The 15,411-nt window shown below is 66.7% G+C and carries 17 protein-coding genes; 9 read left to right on the top strand and 8 right to left on the bottom strand.

Annotated features, from left to right (window positions below; genetic code table 11):
- Window positions 1-8 precede the first annotated feature (8 nt).
- Genes WCL10_RS12970 through WCL10_RS12995 form a run of 6 tightly spaced genes read right to left on the bottom strand, consistent with a single transcriptional unit; the run spans window position 9 to window position 4,610 of the window.
- Window positions 9-1,253: a low temperature requirement protein A gene (locus WCL10_RS12970; protein ID WP_336896074.1), complete on the bottom strand. Its 1,245-nt coding sequence runs from the start codon at window positions 1,251-1,253 to the stop codon at window positions 9-11.
- Window positions 1,246-2,148, bottom strand: coding sequence for an alpha/beta hydrolase (locus WCL10_RS12975; protein WP_336896075.1), 903 nt, complete (start codon window positions 2,146-2,148; stop codon window positions 1,246-1,248). Before WCL10_RS12975 ends, WCL10_RS12970 begins: the two co-directional genes overlap by 8 nt.
- Window positions 2,145-2,969: an SDR family NAD(P)-dependent oxidoreductase gene (locus tag WCL10_RS12980; protein ID WP_336896076.1), complete on the bottom strand. Its 825-nt coding sequence runs from the start codon at window positions 2,967-2,969 to the stop codon at window positions 2,145-2,147. The genes WCL10_RS12975 and WCL10_RS12980 overlap by 4 nt, the downstream gene beginning before the upstream one ends.
- Window positions 2,970-2,993: 24 nt before the next feature.
- Complete coding sequence (locus tag WCL10_RS12985) at window positions 2,994-3,896, bottom strand: pirin family protein (RefSeq protein ID WP_336896077.1); 903 nt, start codon at window positions 3,894-3,896, stop codon at window positions 2,994-2,996.
- The gene (locus WCL10_RS12990) at window positions 3,893-4,345 is read right to left on the bottom strand and encodes an NUDIX domain-containing protein (protein ID WP_336896078.1); all 453 of its coding nucleotides are present in this window, start codon (window positions 4,343-4,345) and stop codon (window positions 3,893-3,895) included. The genes WCL10_RS12985 and WCL10_RS12990 overlap by 4 nt, the downstream gene beginning before the upstream one ends.
- Window positions 4,338-4,610 carry a BolA family protein gene (locus tag WCL10_RS12995; RefSeq protein ID WP_336896079.1) on the bottom strand — a complete coding sequence of 91 codons (273 nt, stop codon included), beginning with the start codon at window positions 4,608-4,610 and terminating at the stop codon, window positions 4,338-4,340. Before WCL10_RS12995 ends, WCL10_RS12990 begins: the two co-directional genes overlap by 8 nt.
- 40 nt (window positions 4,611-4,650) lie before the next feature.
- On the opposite strand from WCL10_RS12995, the gene WCL10_RS13000 reads away from it, so the two are divergent.
- On the top strand, window positions 4,651-5,244 hold the full coding sequence (locus WCL10_RS13000; RefSeq protein WP_336896080.1) for a J domain-containing protein: 594 nt from the start codon (window positions 4,651-4,653) through the stop codon (window positions 5,242-5,244).
- Between the two features lie 67 nt (window positions 5,245-5,311).
- Window positions 5,312-7,312, top strand: a complete 2,001-nt coding sequence (locus WCL10_RS13005) for an NAD(P)-binding protein (protein ID WP_336896081.1) — start codon at window positions 5,312-5,314, stop codon at window positions 7,310-7,312.
- Between the two features lie 91 nt (window positions 7,313-7,403).
- On the opposite strand, the gene WCL10_RS13010 is transcribed toward WCL10_RS13005, so the two are convergent.
- Both WCL10_RS13010 and WCL10_RS13015 read right to left on the bottom strand, forming a co-directional pair.
- Window positions 7,404-7,850, bottom strand: coding sequence for a hypothetical protein (locus WCL10_RS13010; protein WP_336896082.1), 447 nt, complete (start codon window positions 7,848-7,850; stop codon window positions 7,404-7,406).
- An 82-nt stretch (window positions 7,851-7,932) separates the two neighbouring features.
- A complete protein-coding gene (locus tag WCL10_RS13015) occupies window positions 7,933-9,537 on the bottom strand; it encodes a phosphoenolpyruvate carboxykinase (RefSeq protein WP_336896083.1) in 1,605 nt (534 codons plus the stop codon).
- A gap of 399 nt (window positions 9,538-9,936) precedes the next feature.
- Here WCL10_RS13015 and WCL10_RS13020 point away from each other — a divergent pair, with 399 nt between their 5' ends.
- From WCL10_RS13020 to WCL10_RS13050, 7 genes are all read left to right on the top strand, one after another.
- The gene (locus tag WCL10_RS13020; protein ID WP_336896084.1) at window positions 9,937-10,653 is read left to right on the top strand and encodes a response regulator transcription factor; all 717 of its coding nucleotides are present in this window, start codon (window positions 9,937-9,939) and stop codon (window positions 10,651-10,653) included.
- Window positions 10,654-10,681: 28 nt separating this feature from the next.
- A complete protein-coding gene (locus tag WCL10_RS13025; protein WP_336896154.1) occupies window positions 10,682-12,223 on the top strand; it encodes an ATP-binding protein in 1,542 nt (513 codons plus the stop codon).
- Window positions 12,220-12,678: an HPr kinase/phosphatase C-terminal domain-containing protein gene (locus tag WCL10_RS13030; protein WP_336896085.1), complete on the top strand. Its 459-nt coding sequence runs from the start codon at window positions 12,220-12,222 to the stop codon at window positions 12,676-12,678. The genes WCL10_RS13025 and WCL10_RS13030 overlap by 4 nt, the downstream gene beginning before the upstream one ends.
- A 66-nt stretch (window positions 12,679-12,744) precedes the next feature.
- Complete coding sequence (rapZ, locus tag WCL10_RS13035) at window positions 12,745-13,674, top strand: RNase adapter RapZ (protein WP_336896086.1); 930 nt, start codon at window positions 12,745-12,747, stop codon at window positions 13,672-13,674.
- Between the two features lie 178 nt (window positions 13,675-13,852).
- The gene (locus tag WCL10_RS13040) at window positions 13,853-14,257 is read left to right on the top strand and encodes a PTS sugar transporter subunit IIA (protein WP_336896087.1); all 405 of its coding nucleotides are present in this window, start codon (window positions 13,853-13,855) and stop codon (window positions 14,255-14,257) included.
- Between the two features lie 2 nt (window positions 14,258-14,259).
- Window positions 14,260-14,583 (top strand): HPr family phosphocarrier protein, encoded by a 324-nt coding sequence (locus WCL10_RS13045; protein ID WP_336896088.1) that lies wholly within the window; start codon window positions 14,260-14,262, stop codon window positions 14,581-14,583.
- A 22-nt stretch (window positions 14,584-14,605) separates the two neighbouring features.
- Window positions 14,606-15,409, top strand: a complete 804-nt coding sequence (locus tag WCL10_RS13050; protein WP_336896089.1) for an RNA methyltransferase — start codon at window positions 14,606-14,608, stop codon at window positions 15,407-15,409.
- Window positions 15,410-15,411: the final 2 nt, after the last annotated feature.

Consider the following 15,411-nt stretch of genomic DNA (forward strand, 5'->3'; position numbering starts at 1 on the left):
CCAACAGTCTAGGCCGGGCTTGAGCCCCCCGGCCAGAGCCGCATCAGCCGCTCGCGCCAACCACCGTTGTAGGAACCCCATTCCCACACCGCCACCACGCCGAGCGCCATCACGGACGCCTCGGCAAACTGTGTCGCGGGCAGCGGGTGCCACCAGGCCCATCCGGCCAGCGCCAGCAGCAGCACGCTGCCCACGGTGTGCGAGAGCGGGAAGTTGCCGAGCGCATTGCTGAAGCGCTTGAACAGGCCAAGGCCGACCAGATAGGTCACCAGTCCGCCGCATGTGGTCAGGATCAGTTCGTGCGTCGCGTGCGGGTGCGTTCCCTCCAGCAGCAGGGCATCGGCAACCGCGCAGACAATGATGCTGCCTACAATCGGCATGTGCAGATACGTATAGGCCTCGCGCGCTACGCGGCCGGGCTGGGCATGCGTGGTTATGTGCCGCGCGCCGCGCTCCGCGCCGAGGTCGAAGTAGATCCACCACATCAGTACCGATCCGGCAAAGGTGGTCAGAAATGCGGTCACGCGTTCCGTGGTCAGTTCCGCCGCCGCAAGGTTGGTGCCGATCACCACCACCCCTTCGCCCAAGGCTATGATGATGAACAGCGCGCAGCGCTCGGCCATATGGCTGCCCGAGATGTTCCAGTCCGACGGCAGCGAAGTGCCAAGGCCGGGGGCGCGGAAATTCGCGATTGGGCCAAGGTATTCGATGCCGAGTGCGGCCATCCACCAGGCCAGCCGTGCGTCGCCCTCCACGCCAAGGCCCGCAAGCCAGAACACCGAGGACATCGCGAACCAGCTGGAAATCCGCAGCATGTTGAACATGCCGCGCGGATCGTCCCGCCGCATGATTGCAGCCATGAACAACGTGCGCCCCAGCTGGTGCGCCAGGTAACTGCCGGCAAACAGCGGCCCGCTGTCCGCCGCGCCGCTGGCAAAGGCATGGGGCAGCGCGACGGCCATGAGCAGGCTCGCCAGCATCGAGAGCAGCAGCATGATCCGCACCGGCGCGCGGTCCGGATTGGCCCAGTTGGCCGCCCAGGTGGTATACATCCAGGCCCACCACACGGCGAGGAATGCCATCCCAGCCTCGGCCAGTCCGCGCCAGGTCAGGTTTTCCAGCAGCGCATGCGAAATCTGCGTGATGGCAAAGACATAGACGAGATCGAAGAACAGCTCGAGATAGCTGACCGGCGCATGCCCGCCGCCGTGATGGCGCAGCAGCGTGCAGGGGCGCGGGGTGTCTTCAGCCACCGGTCCTATCCAGAAACGCATCCAGCGCCGCGTTGACCTTGGCCGGTGCTTCCCATGGCACGAAATGCCCGCAATCGGGCACCTGCACGAGGGTCAGGTTCGGGATCATCGCGTCCAGCCCCTCAAGATTCGCCGGCGGCAGCGCCATGTCGTCCATCGCCCAGATGACCAGCGTAGGGATCATCAGCGGCGGCAGAGGCGGCGGGGCAAAGCCGTCCGGCAGCGCATAAGGCGCGTCCATGTCCGGCACGTCCATCGAGCTCGCGCGGTACCAGTTGAGCATGGCGATGGCCGCATCGGGGTTCGCCCAGTCGGCCAGCAGCGCGGCGCGCTCTTCCTCTTCCATCACCGGCGCGCGGTCCCAATTCAGCGCCTGCATCAGCAGCGCGCCGAGGCCATGTTCGCGCACCATGGCATCGTTGGCGGTATCCCGGAACGCGCGCATGTACTGGCTCGCCCCGCGCTGCACCGGATCGAGATAGAGCAGCTTCTGGAAGATCCCCGGATGCGGCGCATTGGCGACGACCGCGCGGGTGACGCGGGTGCCTTGCCCCATCAAGGCCACACCCCAGGCAATCGCGCCGCCCCAGTCGTGGCCCAGCACAGTGAATTGCCCCACACCAAGTGCATCGGCGAGAAGGAAAATGTCGCCGATCAGCTTGTCTGGCGAGTAGTTCTCCGCACCTTCCGGTTTCGACGAACCGCGATAGCCGCGCTGGTCGGGTGCGATGCAGCGGAAGCGGCCGGACAAGTGCGCGATCTGGTGGCGCCAGGTGCGGTGCGATTCGGGAAAGCCGTGAAGGAACATGAGTGCCGGAGCATCGCGCGGGCCCGCATCCACAACGTCGAGCTCGATACCGTTTGCCAGCGTAACGCGCTTCAATTCGCTGCTCATGTGCCTTTCCCCATCTTCGCCACGTAGCCATCGGCAAACAGCGCGGCCATCTTGTCGAATATCGCATCGGGGGTGCGGGTCGCTTCGCCGATGTCCAGCTCAAGCCCGCGCGCGATGATGATCTCGCGCTCACCTGCCGCCATCGCCGCGATCATGGCCGCCGCCGCGTCTGCCGGATCCATGCCCTTGTCGATTGCGCGGTCGCTAACGCCGCGCGCGCTGCCATCGCCGTTGAGGGCATTGCGCGAAACTTCTGTGCGCACCGATCCCGGCGCGATCACGTGGACCTGCAGCCCATCGCTGGTCACTTCGGTGCGGAGCGCGTCTGCATAGCCGATCAGGCCGAACTTGGCGGCGCTGTAGGCCGTGCGCATCGGCGAGCCGACCTTGCCGGCAATGCTCGCGACCATCGCGACGCGGCCTTTGCGCCGGGCCACCATGCGCGGCAGGAGCGCCTGCGTCAGCGCGATGGGTGCAAGGAGATCGACCGCGATGATCCGCTCATAGACGGCAAAGTCGGTCTGCGCGGCGATACTGCGCTGCGAGATGCCGGCGTTGTTGAACAGGAGGTCCACCCCGCCGCTGCGCGCCGCTGCCCAGTCCCATGCGGCATCGGCGGCACCGCAGGCAGCCGCGTAGTCGGTCGCCTCGAAAGGCAGGACCAGCGCTTCCCCGCAATCCGCCGCGACAGCCTCGAGCGCTTCCCGGTTGCGGCCCGACAGCACCACATGCGCGCCCTCGGCCGCAAGCCCCCGCGCAATGGCCGCGCCGATCCCCGATGATGCCCCGGTAATCCACGCCACCTCTCCGGCAAAAGCCATGCAGTCTCTCCCTCTCGTTTGTTCTTATGGATTGGCTATCGTGTTCGGCACTTTGGGCAAGGGGATGAATTCGTCCTCGTCCCCCGGCACTTTGGGAAAGCGCCCCTCATCCCAGTCGTGCTTGGCCTGGTTGATCCGCTCGCGGCTGGAGCTCACGAAGTTCCACCAGACGTGGCGCCTGGTGGTGAAGGCCTCGCCGCCCAGCAGCATGACCCGCCCCCCTTCGCGCGAGGTCAAGGTCAGTGCCGCCCCCGGTGCCAGCACGGCAAGCGCAAAGGGCTCAAGCTCCACCCCGCCAACGCGTCCATCGCCGCCTACCAGCATCACCGCGCGCTCGTCCGCCGAGGCGTCGACGGGAATTGCCCCGCCTGCCTGCAGCATGATCTCGGCATAGATTGTCTGGCTGTGCTGCGTCGTCGGTGCGGTCCGGCCCCATAGGGTGCCCATGATCACTTGCGCGCGTACGTCGGTGTCCTCGATCACCGGCAGGTCGGTCTGCTGCTCGAAAGCGGGGTCGATCTCCTCGCGCCCGTCGGGCAGCGCGAGCCAGGTCTGCATGCCGTAGAGCCTTGGCCCCGCCGCGCGCTCGGCTTCCGGCCCGCGCTCGGAATGGACGATGCCGCTGCCTGCCGTCATCAGGTTGACCTGCCCGGGGCGGATCGTGGCGAAAGTGCCCAGACTGTCCCGATGGTCGATCGCGCCCGCATACTTGCCGCCGAACAGCCACGTTACCGTCGCGAGATTGATATGCGGATGCGGCCGCACGTCCATCGCGGTCCCGGCGGGCAGCACCGCCGGGCCGAACTGGTCGACGAAGATGAACGGCCCCACCATCGTGCGCGAAGGCGAGGGCAGCACCCGCCGCACTTCGAACCCGCCGAGATCGTGCGACACGGGCGTCAGGGTCTGAAGAACGGGATCGGTCATGTCGCCCTCTCGGCCTGCAGCAGATCGAGGATGTTCACCGGAAACACCGGCTCGTGCCATTCTGCCAGTTCGGCGGCGGTAAACCAGCGAAATTCCTTGATGAGCGCGCGCTCAAGGTCCGTGTGCCCGGCGCTGTCGGGCGTGAAGCTTGTGGTGCGCACACAGAAGAATCGCTCGTCCGACGTGACCGGCTCGCCCTCCAGCGTGATGAAGTCATCGGTGCGCCGCGCGATCTCCGGCCCGCAGTTTCCGACGCTGAGGCCGGTTTCCTCGAAGAGCTCGCGCACGGCCGCCGCGTGATAATCCTCATCAGGATCGCACTCGCCGCCCACCCCGCACCAGAAAGCGCGGCGCGTGGGCGGGGCGAAGCGGATAAGCAGCAGGCGCTCTTGTTCGTCGATCAGCAGCAGGCGCGCCGCGCGCCGGATCCTGCGCGCCCCCTCACTCACCCGGCGCACGCGCCTTGATCGCGAGGGCGTGGACGCGCTGCCCCGGAATGTCGCCCAGCGCGGCATTGATCATCCGCTGGCGCTGTACCCGCGAAACCCCGGCAAAAGCCGCGCTTTCGATCTCCACGGTGAAATGCGATTCGCCCGAACCGTCATCCCCCATATGGCCGCTGTGGCGGGCGCTGTCGTTGATCACGGCAAGGTGTTCGGGGGCGAAGGCTGCGGTGAGCAGCCGGGTGATTTCTTGGGCAATGGGTCCAGTCATGTCTTCCATCTTAGCCGATCATTGCCCATGTGGAAGCCGAATGAGACATGATCGCTTCCACGGCCGTATCCCGAACTCCGGGCGGCGATGTGCTGTCCCGGGCTGCGCCGAGGCGGGCGAATTCCGCGCGCCCGGCACCCGCGCCCCGGGTTTCGACGGTCCGGGTGACTACCGCTTCATGTGCCTTGAACATGTGCGCGCCTTCAACGCCGGTTACGATTTCTTCAAGGGCATGACGCCTGAAGAGATCATGGCCGCGCAGTCGCCGCTCGCCGGCTGGGCGACCGAAACCCGCGCTTTCCGCCCCACCGCCGGGATCGACCAGGCCCCCCGCTGGAACGATTTCGCCGATCCTCTGGAAGCCATCGCGGGCCGCGCCAAGGCGCGCCGCGCCGATGCGCTGAACCGGCAGGAGGCCGCCCGGCGCGGCATCGGGCCAGAGGAGCGCAAGGCCTACGAGGTCATGGGCCTCGGCTTCGATGCCGACAGGAAGGCATTGCGCAGCCGCTATTCCGAGCTTGTCCGCCGCTTCCACCCCGATCGCAACGGCGGGGATCGCAGCCACGAGGGGCAGCTGCAAACTGTGGTGGAGGCCTACAACCTGCTGCGTGCTACCTCCGCCTTTTCCGGCTGAGCGCTTTCGTGCTGGACAGCGCCGCCGCTGGGCGCAAATCTGCCCTTAAAGGCAAGGGGCAAAGCACATGACCAACGATGACCGGCAGCTCGGAATGGACCGGGCGATCTCGCGGCGCGATTTCATCAACGGCGTTGCCGTTGGCACCAGCGCGCTGGCTGCGGGAATGCCCGGCCTCACCATGGCGGGCGCACCAAAAATGCCCGCCGTGATGGCCGCGCAGAGCGATGCCAGCCCTTATCCCCCGGCGCGCACCGGCCTGCGTGGTTCGCACGCCGGCACGTTCGAGGCGGCGCACATGCTGCGCGACGGCTCGCTCAAGCTGGCCGAGGCGACCGACAGCGGCGAGGTCTATGATCTCGTGATCGTCGGCGGCGGACTTTCCGGGCTCTCGGCCGCGCACTTCTTCCACAAACGCGTCGGCCCCGGCGCCAAGGTGCTGGTGCTCGACAACCACGACGATTTCGGCGGCCATGCCAAGCGCAACGAATTCACCGTGAACGGCCGCAAGATCGTCTGCAACGGCGGCACGCTCAATATCGAAAGCCCGTCGCGCTACGACCAGTGGTCGCGAACCCTGCTCGATGATCTTGGCGTCGATATCGCACGCTACGAGCGCGAAAACAGCGCCAATGCCACGCTCTACAAGTCGCTTGGGCTCGGCCACGGCATGGTGTTCGATGCCGAGACGTTTGGCGGCAAGGATGTGGTGCTGGCCATGGGCGGCGGTTGGCGCGGCGGGCGGATCGAGCCTGAAAAGCTCGAGAAGGCGCCGCTCGGCCCAAAGGCGCGCGCCGATCTTGCCCGCCTCTTCGCGCAGCCCCAGCCCGATTACCTCCCCGGCCTCGACCAGGCAGCCAAGAAGGACTGGCTCGCGCGCCATTCCTACAAGGACTTTCTGATGGAGAAGGTCGGCGTCGACCCACAGGTCTACTGGCTGTTTCAGGATATCGGCAAGGCCAGCTTCTGCGTCGGCGGCGATGCCGTGCCCGCGCTCTTCGCGTGGGTGCAGGGCTATCCCGGCTTTTCCGGCATGGCGCTGGGCGATGTGCCTGCCGATCTCTTCGCCGATCTTCCCGGCGGGCAGCACGGCCGCCAGCGCGAGGGCGACAAATCGATCCACTTCCCTGATGGCAACGCGACGCTCGCGCGCCTCCTCGTCTCGAGACTCGTGCCGGAGGCAACCACCGCCCGCACCCAGGAGGAGATGGGCACCGCGATGATCGACTATGCCGCGATCGACCGGCCCGGCACGCCCACCCGAATCCGCCTCTCCAGCCTCGTTCTCAATGTCGCGCACCGCGGCGATCCCTCCAGCGCGGGCGAGGTTGCGGTGCACTATGCCAAGGACGGCAAGCTGGTCGAAGTGCGGGGCAAGGCGGTCATCATGGCCTGCTGGAACATGATGATCCCCTATCTGATGCCCGAACTGCCGCAGCCGCAGAAGGAAGCGCTCGCCTATGGGGTCAAGGGCCCGATGGTCTATACCAGCGTGGCGGTGACGAACTGGCGGCCGTTCGTGAAGCTGGGCGCTGCCAATTTCCACTGCCCGACGATGTACCATCAGGAAGTCGGCCTTACCGAGGCGGTCAGCCTTGGCGACTTGAAGCACCCGCAGACGCCGGACGAGCCGGTCGTGCTCCACCTCGTCAAGTATATGAACAAGCCCGGCCTGCCTCGCCGCGATCAGCACCGTGTCGGCCGCGCCGAACTGCTCGAGATCACCTTCGCCGATTTCGAGCGCGAGACACGCCGCCAGCTCCAGCGCATGCTGGGCGCCGCCGGCTTCGATGCCGCGCGCGATATCGCTGCGATCACCATGAACCGCTGGCCGCACGGCTATTCCTACACTTACAACTCGATCTATGATCCGGTGGAATGGGTCTACAGCGAAAGCCCTACGCGCCCTTGCGTGATCGCGCGCCAGCCCTTCGGCCTCGTCAGCATCGCCAACAGCGATGCCGCCGCCAGCCCCCATACCGACGCCGCGATCAAGGAAGCCCATCGCGCGGTGCAGGAAGTGGTAGAGCGCCGCACCTTTCCCTTCGTGCCCCGGCGGACGGGGTAAGGGGGTAGACGGGTTCGCGCAGAGGCACGGAGCCGCGGGGGTTTCGCTTCTGGCGGCGCAACCGCGCCTCTGCGCGAACCTGTTACCTTGCTCAACCCACCGCCGCCAGATCGGGCTCCACCCACCCCCGCCGCGCGTCCACGCTGAACAGGCGCTCCTTCGAATAGAAGCACAGCGGCCACCGGCGGTCTCCGATCTCGCTCATCAGCAGCGCGTTGACCGCCTCGACCAGCCCGGTGCCCTCGGGCAAAGTCTCGGCAAAGGCCCGAACCCCGCGGATGTAGAGCTGGGTGAGCGTCTCGTGATAGCCCGCGCTGTCGCTGTTCTCGCCGCCTACCGCCACGTTGTAGCTGCGGATCGTATCAGGCAGCTCGCGCTCCGGCGCAAAGTCCGGCCGCTCGCGGATCAGCCAGAGGCAAGCGGCCAGATGTGCCTCGTGCGTCCATTCCGGCTTGGGCAGGGTGCGCGCCAGAAGGCCTTCGCCGACATGGCGCACCGCCGCATCGTCGGCAAAGGGGCGGATGGAATGCGCGGACATGTTCTGGCCTCTCGAAACAAAAAAGAGGCCTCGCACAGGGCGAGGCCTCTTGCCAGAAAGATTGGGTGAGGCGGTCCAGGCCTCAGGCAGCAACCGGCGCCGCTTGCCGAACGCCTTCGTCGACGTGGTCGGCGAACTGGGCGAAGTTGTCGATGAACTTGCGCACCAGTTCCTTCGCAGTGCGGTCATAGGCGTCCGCATCGGCCCAGGCGCCGCGTGGATCGAGCAGCTTGGTGTCCACGCCCGGCACCGCCACCGGCACTTCGAAGCCGAAGTTCGGGTCGATGCGGAATTCGGCGCTGTTCAGGCTGCCGTCGAGCGCGGCGTTGAGCAGCGCGCGCGTCGCCTTGATCGGCATGCGCTTGATCCCCGGCATCGTGGCGAGCCCGCCCGACCAGCCGGTGTTGACCAGCCAGCACTTCACGCCGCCCTTGGCGATACGCTCCTTGAGGAGGTTGCCGTAGACCGAGGGGTGACGCGGCATGAACGGCGCGCCGAAGCAGGTGGAGAAGGTCGCTTCCGGCTCAGTCACGCCGATTTCGGTGCCTGCGACGCGCGCGGTATAGCCCGAGAGGAAGTGATACATCGCCTGATCCGGGGTCAACCGCGCGATCGGCGGCAGCACGCCATAAGCGTCCGCAGTCAGGAAGATAATGTTCGCCGGGACCGGGCCGAGGTTCTTCTCGCTCGTGTTCGGGATGAACTCGATCGGGTAGGACCCGCGGCTGTTTTCTGCGAGCGAGGCGTCGTCGAGGTCGATCGTGCGGGTTTCGGGATCGATCACCACGTTTTCGAGGATCGTGCCGAAGCGCTTGGTTGTCGCGAAGATTTCCGGTTCGGCCTCGGCCGAAAGGCGGATCATCTTGGCATAGCAGCCGCCTTCGAAGTTGAAGACCGCCGTATCCGACCAGCCATGCTCGTCGTCGCCGATCAGCGTGCGGCTGGCATCGGCCGAAAGCGTCGTCTTGCCCGTGCCTGAAAGCCCGAAGAACACCGCCGTAGTGCCGTCTGCGCCGATATTGGCCGAGCAGTGCATCGGCATCACGCCCTTCACCGGCAGTAGGTAGTTGAGAATTCCGAAGACCGACTTCTTCATCTCGCCGGCATAAGCCGTGCCGCCGATCAGGATCAGCTTCTCGGTGAAGTTGACTGCGACAATCGTCTCGGTGCGGCAGCCGTGGCGCGCGGGATCGGCGCGGAAGCTGGGCAGGTCGATGATCGTGTATTCCGGCGCGAAGCTGGTAAGCTCCTCTGCCGAGGGACGCACCAGCAAGGTGCGCACGAACAGCGAATGCCATGCAAATTCAGTGATGACGCGCACGTTGACGCGGTGATCGGCCTGCGAACCGCCGAACAGATCGGCGACATAGGCCTTGTCTTTCGCGCCCAGGGCGGCGAGGAAATCGACCTTCAGCGCGGCGAACTGCTCCGGCGTCATGGCGACGTTGGTCTTGCCCCACCAGATCGTGTTCTCTGTCTCGGCATCGCGCACGAAGAACTTGTCCTTGGCACTGCGACCGGTGTGCTTGCCGGTTTCGACGACCAGCGGGCCATCCGCTGAAAGCACGCCCTCGCTGTTCCGGATCGCATGCTCGACCAGCGGCGCGGTGCCGAGGTTGGCAAAGATCTGCGCAGGCTCGGGCAGACCCTGCTGCGCGAGGGTAACATTCAATGCGGTATCAGACACAGGTCGGTCTCCCATTGCGGTTCGCCGCTGCCCGTGCCGGTTTGGGCTCCAGGCGAGGCGAGGCCCGCGCGTTGCAATCACACCCAGAATGCACTCGTCCGCCAGGCGACTCCGTACACAGTTTGCATACGAATGCGCTGAGTCCGAAGTGGCGCATAGTCACTGCGCCATGCTGCGTCAAATGGCCTTAGGGCAATGTAGTTTTTTGCGCAGCAAGTTGCACTCGGTACAACTGCCCATTAAACCAGTCGGCGTCCTCCGCCCGGTTGCCAGCCGCGTCTGGGGCCGGTAATCCGGCTCTCCCCGTTCGCTGTACCGGAAACCGCCCTGTCCGAAGTCCCGCCCGTCCCGGTATCGCCAGCAGCCCGCGCCGCGCCGCGCGGCGCCGATGATCCCCGCGTGATCGCGCTGGTGGACGATGACCGGAACATCCTCACCACCGTCTCCATCGCCCTGCAGGCCGAAGGATTCGCAACCCGCCTCTACTACGACGGCGCCGCGGCGCTGAAGGCCTTGCTTGAAAACCCGCCCGATCTTGCCGTGTGTGATATCAAGATGCCGCGCATGGACGGGCTCGAACTGCTCAGCCGCCTGCGCGAGAAGAGCCAGCTCCCGGTGATCTTCCTTACCAGCAAGGATGCCGAGGCGGACGAGGCGCAGGGCCTCGCCATGGGGGCGGACGACTATATCGCCAAGCCGTTCAGCCAGCGTCTGCTCATTGCCCGCATCCGCGCAATCCTGCGCCGGAGCGAGGTCGCTCGCCGCGATGCTGCCGCGCCGGAGGAAGGGCGCGAGGACAGCCAGCCGCTGCCCGAGCCGATCCGTCGCGGCCGCCTCGAGATGGACCCCGCGCGCCATACCGTCACCTGGAACGGCGCGCCCGTCTCGCTCACCGTCACCGAGTTCCTGATTCTGGAAGCGCTGGCGCTGCGCCCCGGCGTGGTCAAGACGCGCAACCAGCTGATGGACGCGGCCTATCACGACGATGTCTTCGTCGATGACCGCACCATCGACAGCCACATCAAGCGGCTGCGGCGCAAGTTCCGCGGGGTCGATACCGCCTTCGCCGCGATCGAGACGCTTTATGGCGCCGGTTACAGTTTCGCCGACGCCTGAGCCGCCCCGCGCAGCCTCCCGCCGCCGCATGTGGCGCGTGCGCGGCGTCTCGCTCACAGCGCGTATCCTTGCGGTTAACGGCATTGCGCTGGCGCTGCTGGCCGGCTCGTTCTTCTATCTCGACAGCTATCGCAAGCAGCTCCTCGCAGAACGCTTCAAGCTTGCCCGCGCCGAGGCGGAAATCGCCGCCATTGCTCTCACCGAGGCAAGCCCTGCTCAGCGCCGCGCCGTGCTCGCCGAAATCGGCAATGCCCAGAAGCTGCGCCTCACGCTCTACGATGCGCACGGCGCGCTCGTGGCCGACAGCTTCCGCCTTGCCCCGCCCCCGTTCGCCTTTGCCGATCCCGCCAAAGGGGCCTGGTACCAGACCGCTGCGAGGCTGCTCGATCGCGGGGTTGATTTCGTGGTCGGCGCCCCTGCGATCGAACGCTACCGCGAACCGCCCGAGCCGGGCGCGGCCAACTGGCCCGAAATCGCCAGCGCCCGCACCGCGCATGCGACGCAGGTCTATCTGCGCTACGCGCCCGACCGCACGCCTGTGATCACCGCAGCAACGCCGGTCGGTACCAGCGGCGAGATGCTGCTCGCGCTGCGTAACGCGAAGGACGTCACCCAGTCGGTGCGCGATGCGCGCCAGTCGCTTGGGGTCATCATTGGCATTGCCTTCATGCTGTCGATCCAGCTCTCGCTGTTCCTGGCGCGCACCATTGTGCAGCCGCTGCGTGCGCTGGTCCGCGCCGCCGTGCGTGTGCGGCTGGGGCGCGACCGCGCGGTGGTCGTGCCGCGCCTGCCCGAACGAGGCGACGAGATCGGCCTCCTCGCCCGCGCCTTCTCCGATATGACCAGCGCGCTGCGCCAGCGCATCGACGCGGTCGAAAGCTTCGCTGCCGATGTCGCGCACGAGCTCAAGAACCCGCTCGCCTCGCTCTCCAGCGCGCTTGAAACGATGGACAAGATCGAGGACCCGGCGCTGCGCGGCCAGCTTGCCGCCATCGCCGCGCACGATGTTCAGCGCATCGACCGCCTGATCACTGAAATCGCCGATGCCAGCCGCATCGATGCGCAGCTGAGCCGCGCTACATTCGCCCCGCTCGACCTTGCGCAGCTTGCGCGCGACGTGGTCGGTGCACGCGGCATGCGGCCCGACCGGCCCGACCGCGCGGTTTGCCCGATCCGCTTCGCGCGCGGTGGGGGCGCAGCCATGGTGCGCGGCGATGCTCTGCAACTCGAACGCGTGCTCGACAACCTGCTCGACAATGCAGTCTCCTTCTCGCCACCGGGCGGCACCGTCGAAGTCGTCGTCTGGGGCAGCGAGGGCCGGGTCTACCTCGCCGTCACCGACGACGGTCCCGGCGTGCCCCCGGCCGAGCGCGAGAAAGTGTTTGAGCGCTTCCACTCCGTGCGCCCACCGTCCGAGGCCTTCGGCGCGCACAGCGGCCTCGGTCTGGCCATTGCGCGCACGATTGCCGAGGCGCACGAAGGCACGCTCGCGATCACCGACCGCCCCGGCGGCGAACCCGGCGCGCAGCTCGTGCTCGAACTGCCAATGGCGGGTGAGGACGAGGAATGACGGAGCCGCTCGATATTCTCCATCACCAGGCCACGGCCGTGTGGATCGACGGGCAGTGCCTGCTCATCGAAGGGGCGCCGGGCTCGGGCAAGTCCAGCCTCGCGCTCGCGCTTATCGATCGCGGCGCGGCGCTTATCGGTGATGACGGGGTTTCGCTTGAGCGCGACGGAACGCGGCTTGTCGCGAGCCCCGTGCCAGCGACATGCGGCCTGCTCGAAGTGCGCAATCTTGGCATCATCGAGATCGCGCCGGTGATGCTGGGTGTGCCGGTCGCTCTCGTCGTCCTGCTCGACCGCGAGGCGCCGCGGTTCATCACCGAGCCCGAAATCATCACGCTGCACGGTGTGGAGCTTCCGCGCATCCGCCTCTGGCCGGACACGCCCGTCCTCCCGCTGCGCGCCGAGCGCGCGCTGCAACATTATGGCCTGCCACCCCCGCGACCTGTCTCCACCTGAAACATAGCCGGGGGCATGCCCTTCTGTGGTCTTTTCAAGGCGCAGCGAACGGCGCAAACGAAGGCCATGCCGCCCGACTCGGAACCGGAAAGCGCCCCGCAGCGCATCCTGCTGGTCACCGGTGTGCTCGGTGCGGGCAAGACAACCGCGCTGCGCACACTCGAGGACATGGGCTGGGAAGCGATTGACAACTTCCCGATCCGTCTGCTCGACCGACTGCTCGAAACCGAACCGGGCTCAGCGCAGCTCGATGCCGGCTCGCCGCTGGCCATCGGTTTCGATACGCGCACCCGGGGCTTTGACCCCGCGCGCACGATCGAGCGGGTCAAGCGCCTTACCGCGCGGCCAGATCTTTCGGTTACCACGCTGTTCCTTGATTGCGGCGGGTCCGAGCTTGAGCGCCGCTACAACGAGACTCGCCGCCGCCACCCGATGAGCGAGGACAAGCCCGCCGCCACGGGCATCGCCGCCGAACGCGAACTGCTCGAACCGCTGCGGCGCTGGGCCGACGTGGTCATGTCCACCACCGATTTCACCACGAACGACCTCCAGCAGGCGATTCGCGAACAGTTCGGCCGCCTCACGCCGCAGCGCACCACGCTCACCATCTCCAGCTTCGGCTTTTCGCGCGGCACGCCTCCGCTTGCCGACCTCGTTTTCGACATGCGCTTTCTCGCCAATCCGCATTGGGACGATGCCTTGCGCCCGCTTTCCGGGAAGGACGCGCCGGTGGGCGAATATATCCGCCGCGATCCGGCATTTAGCGAGGCCTTTACGCGCATCCGCGATCTGCTTCTGCTGCTGCTGCCCCGCTTCGAGGCCCAGGGCAAAGCCTATGTGAATATTGCGTTCGGCTGCACCGGCGGGCGGCACCGCTCGGTCTTCATGGCCGAACAGATTGCTTCTGCCTTGCGCGATGCGGGATTTTCTCCCACATTGCTGCATCGCAACCTGGCCTCTCGTGCCGCCGACATGGTCGAAGGCACGCAGACGTGAGAACAACAAGCACAGCGGCCCCGGCCAGGAGGGTTCGCGGCAATCGGGGGAATGGGCATGCACTGGAAGTTGGCGGCACCGGTCGGGCACTCAGCCGGATATGGTGCCGGACTGTCTTGCCAGTGCGCAGCCTGATCGCGGCCCCGCGCCGCATCGCCCTTCGGAGCCACAGCCCCCAATGATCGGTCTCATCCTCGTTACCCACGGCGCCCTTGCCGATGAATTCATCCACGCGATGGAGCACGTCGTCGGGCGCCAGCCCGATATCGTCGCGGTCTGCATCGGCCCCAACGATGACATGGAGCGCCGCCGCAAGGAAATCGCCGAGGCGATCCGCCGCGTCGACAGCGGGGAGGGCGTGATCGTCCTCACCGACCTGTTCGGCGGCACGCCTTCCAACCTCGCGATCTCGCTGATGGAAGCGGGCAAGGTCGAGGTTATCGCGGGCATCAACCTGCCCATGTTGATCCGCCTCGCCAAGGCGCGCAGCAGCATGGGCGTGCGCGAGGCTACTGCCGCGGCGCGCGATGCGGGGCGCAACTACATCACCATCGCATCCGAATTTCTGGGGCAGGACGCCTGAGCATGACCGACGACGCCGCCGCTGCTTCCGCTTCCGGGTCTACCGAAGTCACCACGGCGCGCGAAACGGTTCTCATCATCAACCAGCGCGGCCTGCACGCGCGGGCGAGCGCCAAGTTCGTCAATGCCGTGGCACGCCTGCCCGAAGGCGTCGATGTCCTCGTGATCAAGGACGGGACCGAGGCACAGGGCGGTTCGATCCTCGGCCTGATGATGTTGGGTGCGGCAAAGGGCGATTCGGTCGAGATCGTCGTGACCGGGCCTGATGCGGAGGCCGTGCTGATGAAAGTTGCCGGGCTCGTCAAGGACGGCTTCGGCGAAGATTGAAGCAGGGACTGTCCTTCCGGCCATGACCCGCCGCCAGATCACCGGGTTCTCCAACCCGACCATCAAGGCCGTGCGCGCCCTGCGCGAAAAGAAGCACCGCAAGCGCGAGGGCCGCTTCCTTGCCGAAGGCCTGCGCCTGCTGACGGATGCGCGCGAGAGCGGGCGCATTCCTGAACTGCTGCTGATGGCCGAGGGGCGCGAGGGGCATCCCCTGCTCGATGCATTAGAAACGGCTGTGGTGCGCGCGGGCGGCGACGTAATCGAAATGCCCGAGGACCTGCTCGCCAAGGTGACCGGCAAGGACAATCCGCAGGCGGTGGCCGGGGTTTTTGCGGAGTGGGACACCCGACTGGAAGCGCTGGACCGTGGCCGCGCACCGCTCTGGCTGGTGGCGCAGGCGATGCGCGATCCCGGCAATCTCGGCACGATGTTGCGCACGGCGGATGCGGTGGGGGCCGGGGGCGTGATCCTGCTTGACGATTGCGCCGATCCCTTCTCGGTTGAAGCCGTGCGAGCCAGCATGGGCGCGGTGTTCACCGTGCCGCTGGCACAGGCGCGCTGGGAGGATTTCCTGCCTTGGCTGCGCGCCGGGGCGGGCCAGCTGGTTGCAGCCTCGCTGCGGGAAGCAGTGCCCTATCGCGGCGCGGCGTATGCGGCGCCTTGCTTCGTCATGGTCGGCAACGAATCGCGCGGGCTGCCGGAGGACTACGAAATGGCCTGCGATGTGCGCGTGACGATGCCAATGAAGGGCCGGGCTGACAGCCTCAATGCAGCGGTCGCGGCTGCGGTGCTGGCATATGAGGTGCTCGCGGCGCTGGGGGGATAAGG

The organism is Novosphingobium sp., assembly GCF_037133355.1.
In the GTDB taxonomy this organism is placed as follows: Bacteria; Pseudomonadota; Alphaproteobacteria; order Sphingomonadales; family Sphingomonadaceae; genus Novosphingobium.

Coding starts and splice junctions, on each gene's coding strand:
- WCL10_RS12975 (WP_336896075.1), bottom strand. CDS start 2,148: ATGAGCAGCGAATTGAAGCGCGTTACGCTGGCAAACGGTATCGAGCTC.
- WCL10_RS12980 (WP_336896076.1), bottom strand. CDS start 2,969: ATGGCTTTTGCCGGAGAGGTGGCGTGGATTACCGGGGCATCATCGGGG.
- WCL10_RS12985 (WP_336896077.1), bottom strand. CDS start 3,896: ATGACCGATCCCGTTCTTCAGACCCTGACGCCCGTGTCGCACGATCTC.
- WCL10_RS12995 (WP_336896079.1), bottom strand. CDS start 4,610: ATGACTGGACCCATTGCCCAAGAAATCACCCGGCTGCTCACCGCAGCC.
- WCL10_RS13000 (WP_336896080.1), top strand. CDS start 4,651: ATGAGACATGATCGCTTCCACGGCCGTATCCCGAACTCCGGGCGGCGA.
- WCL10_RS13005 (WP_336896081.1), top strand. CDS start 5,312: ATGACCAACGATGACCGGCAGCTCGGAATGGACCGGGCGATCTCGCGG.
- WCL10_RS13010 (WP_336896082.1), bottom strand. CDS start 7,850: ATGTCCGCGCATTCCATCCGCCCCTTTGCCGACGATGCGGCGGTGCGC.
- WCL10_RS13025 (WP_336896154.1), top strand. CDS start 10,682: ATGTGGCGCGTGCGCGGCGTCTCGCTCACAGCGCGTATCCTTGCGGTT.
- WCL10_RS13030 (WP_336896085.1), top strand. CDS start 12,220: ATGACGGAGCCGCTCGATATTCTCCATCACCAGGCCACGGCCGTGTGG.
- rapZ (WP_336896086.1), top strand. CDS start 12,745: ATGCCGCCCGACTCGGAACCGGAAAGCGCCCCGCAGCGCATCCTGCTG.
- WCL10_RS13040 (WP_336896087.1), top strand. CDS start 13,853: ATGATCGGTCTCATCCTCGTTACCCACGGCGCCCTTGCCGATGAATTC.
- WCL10_RS13045 (WP_336896088.1), top strand. CDS start 14,260: ATGACCGACGACGCCGCCGCTGCTTCCGCTTCCGGGTCTACCGAAGTC.
- WCL10_RS13050 (WP_336896089.1), top strand. CDS start 14,606: ATGACCCGCCGCCAGATCACCGGGTTCTCCAACCCGACCATCAAGGCC.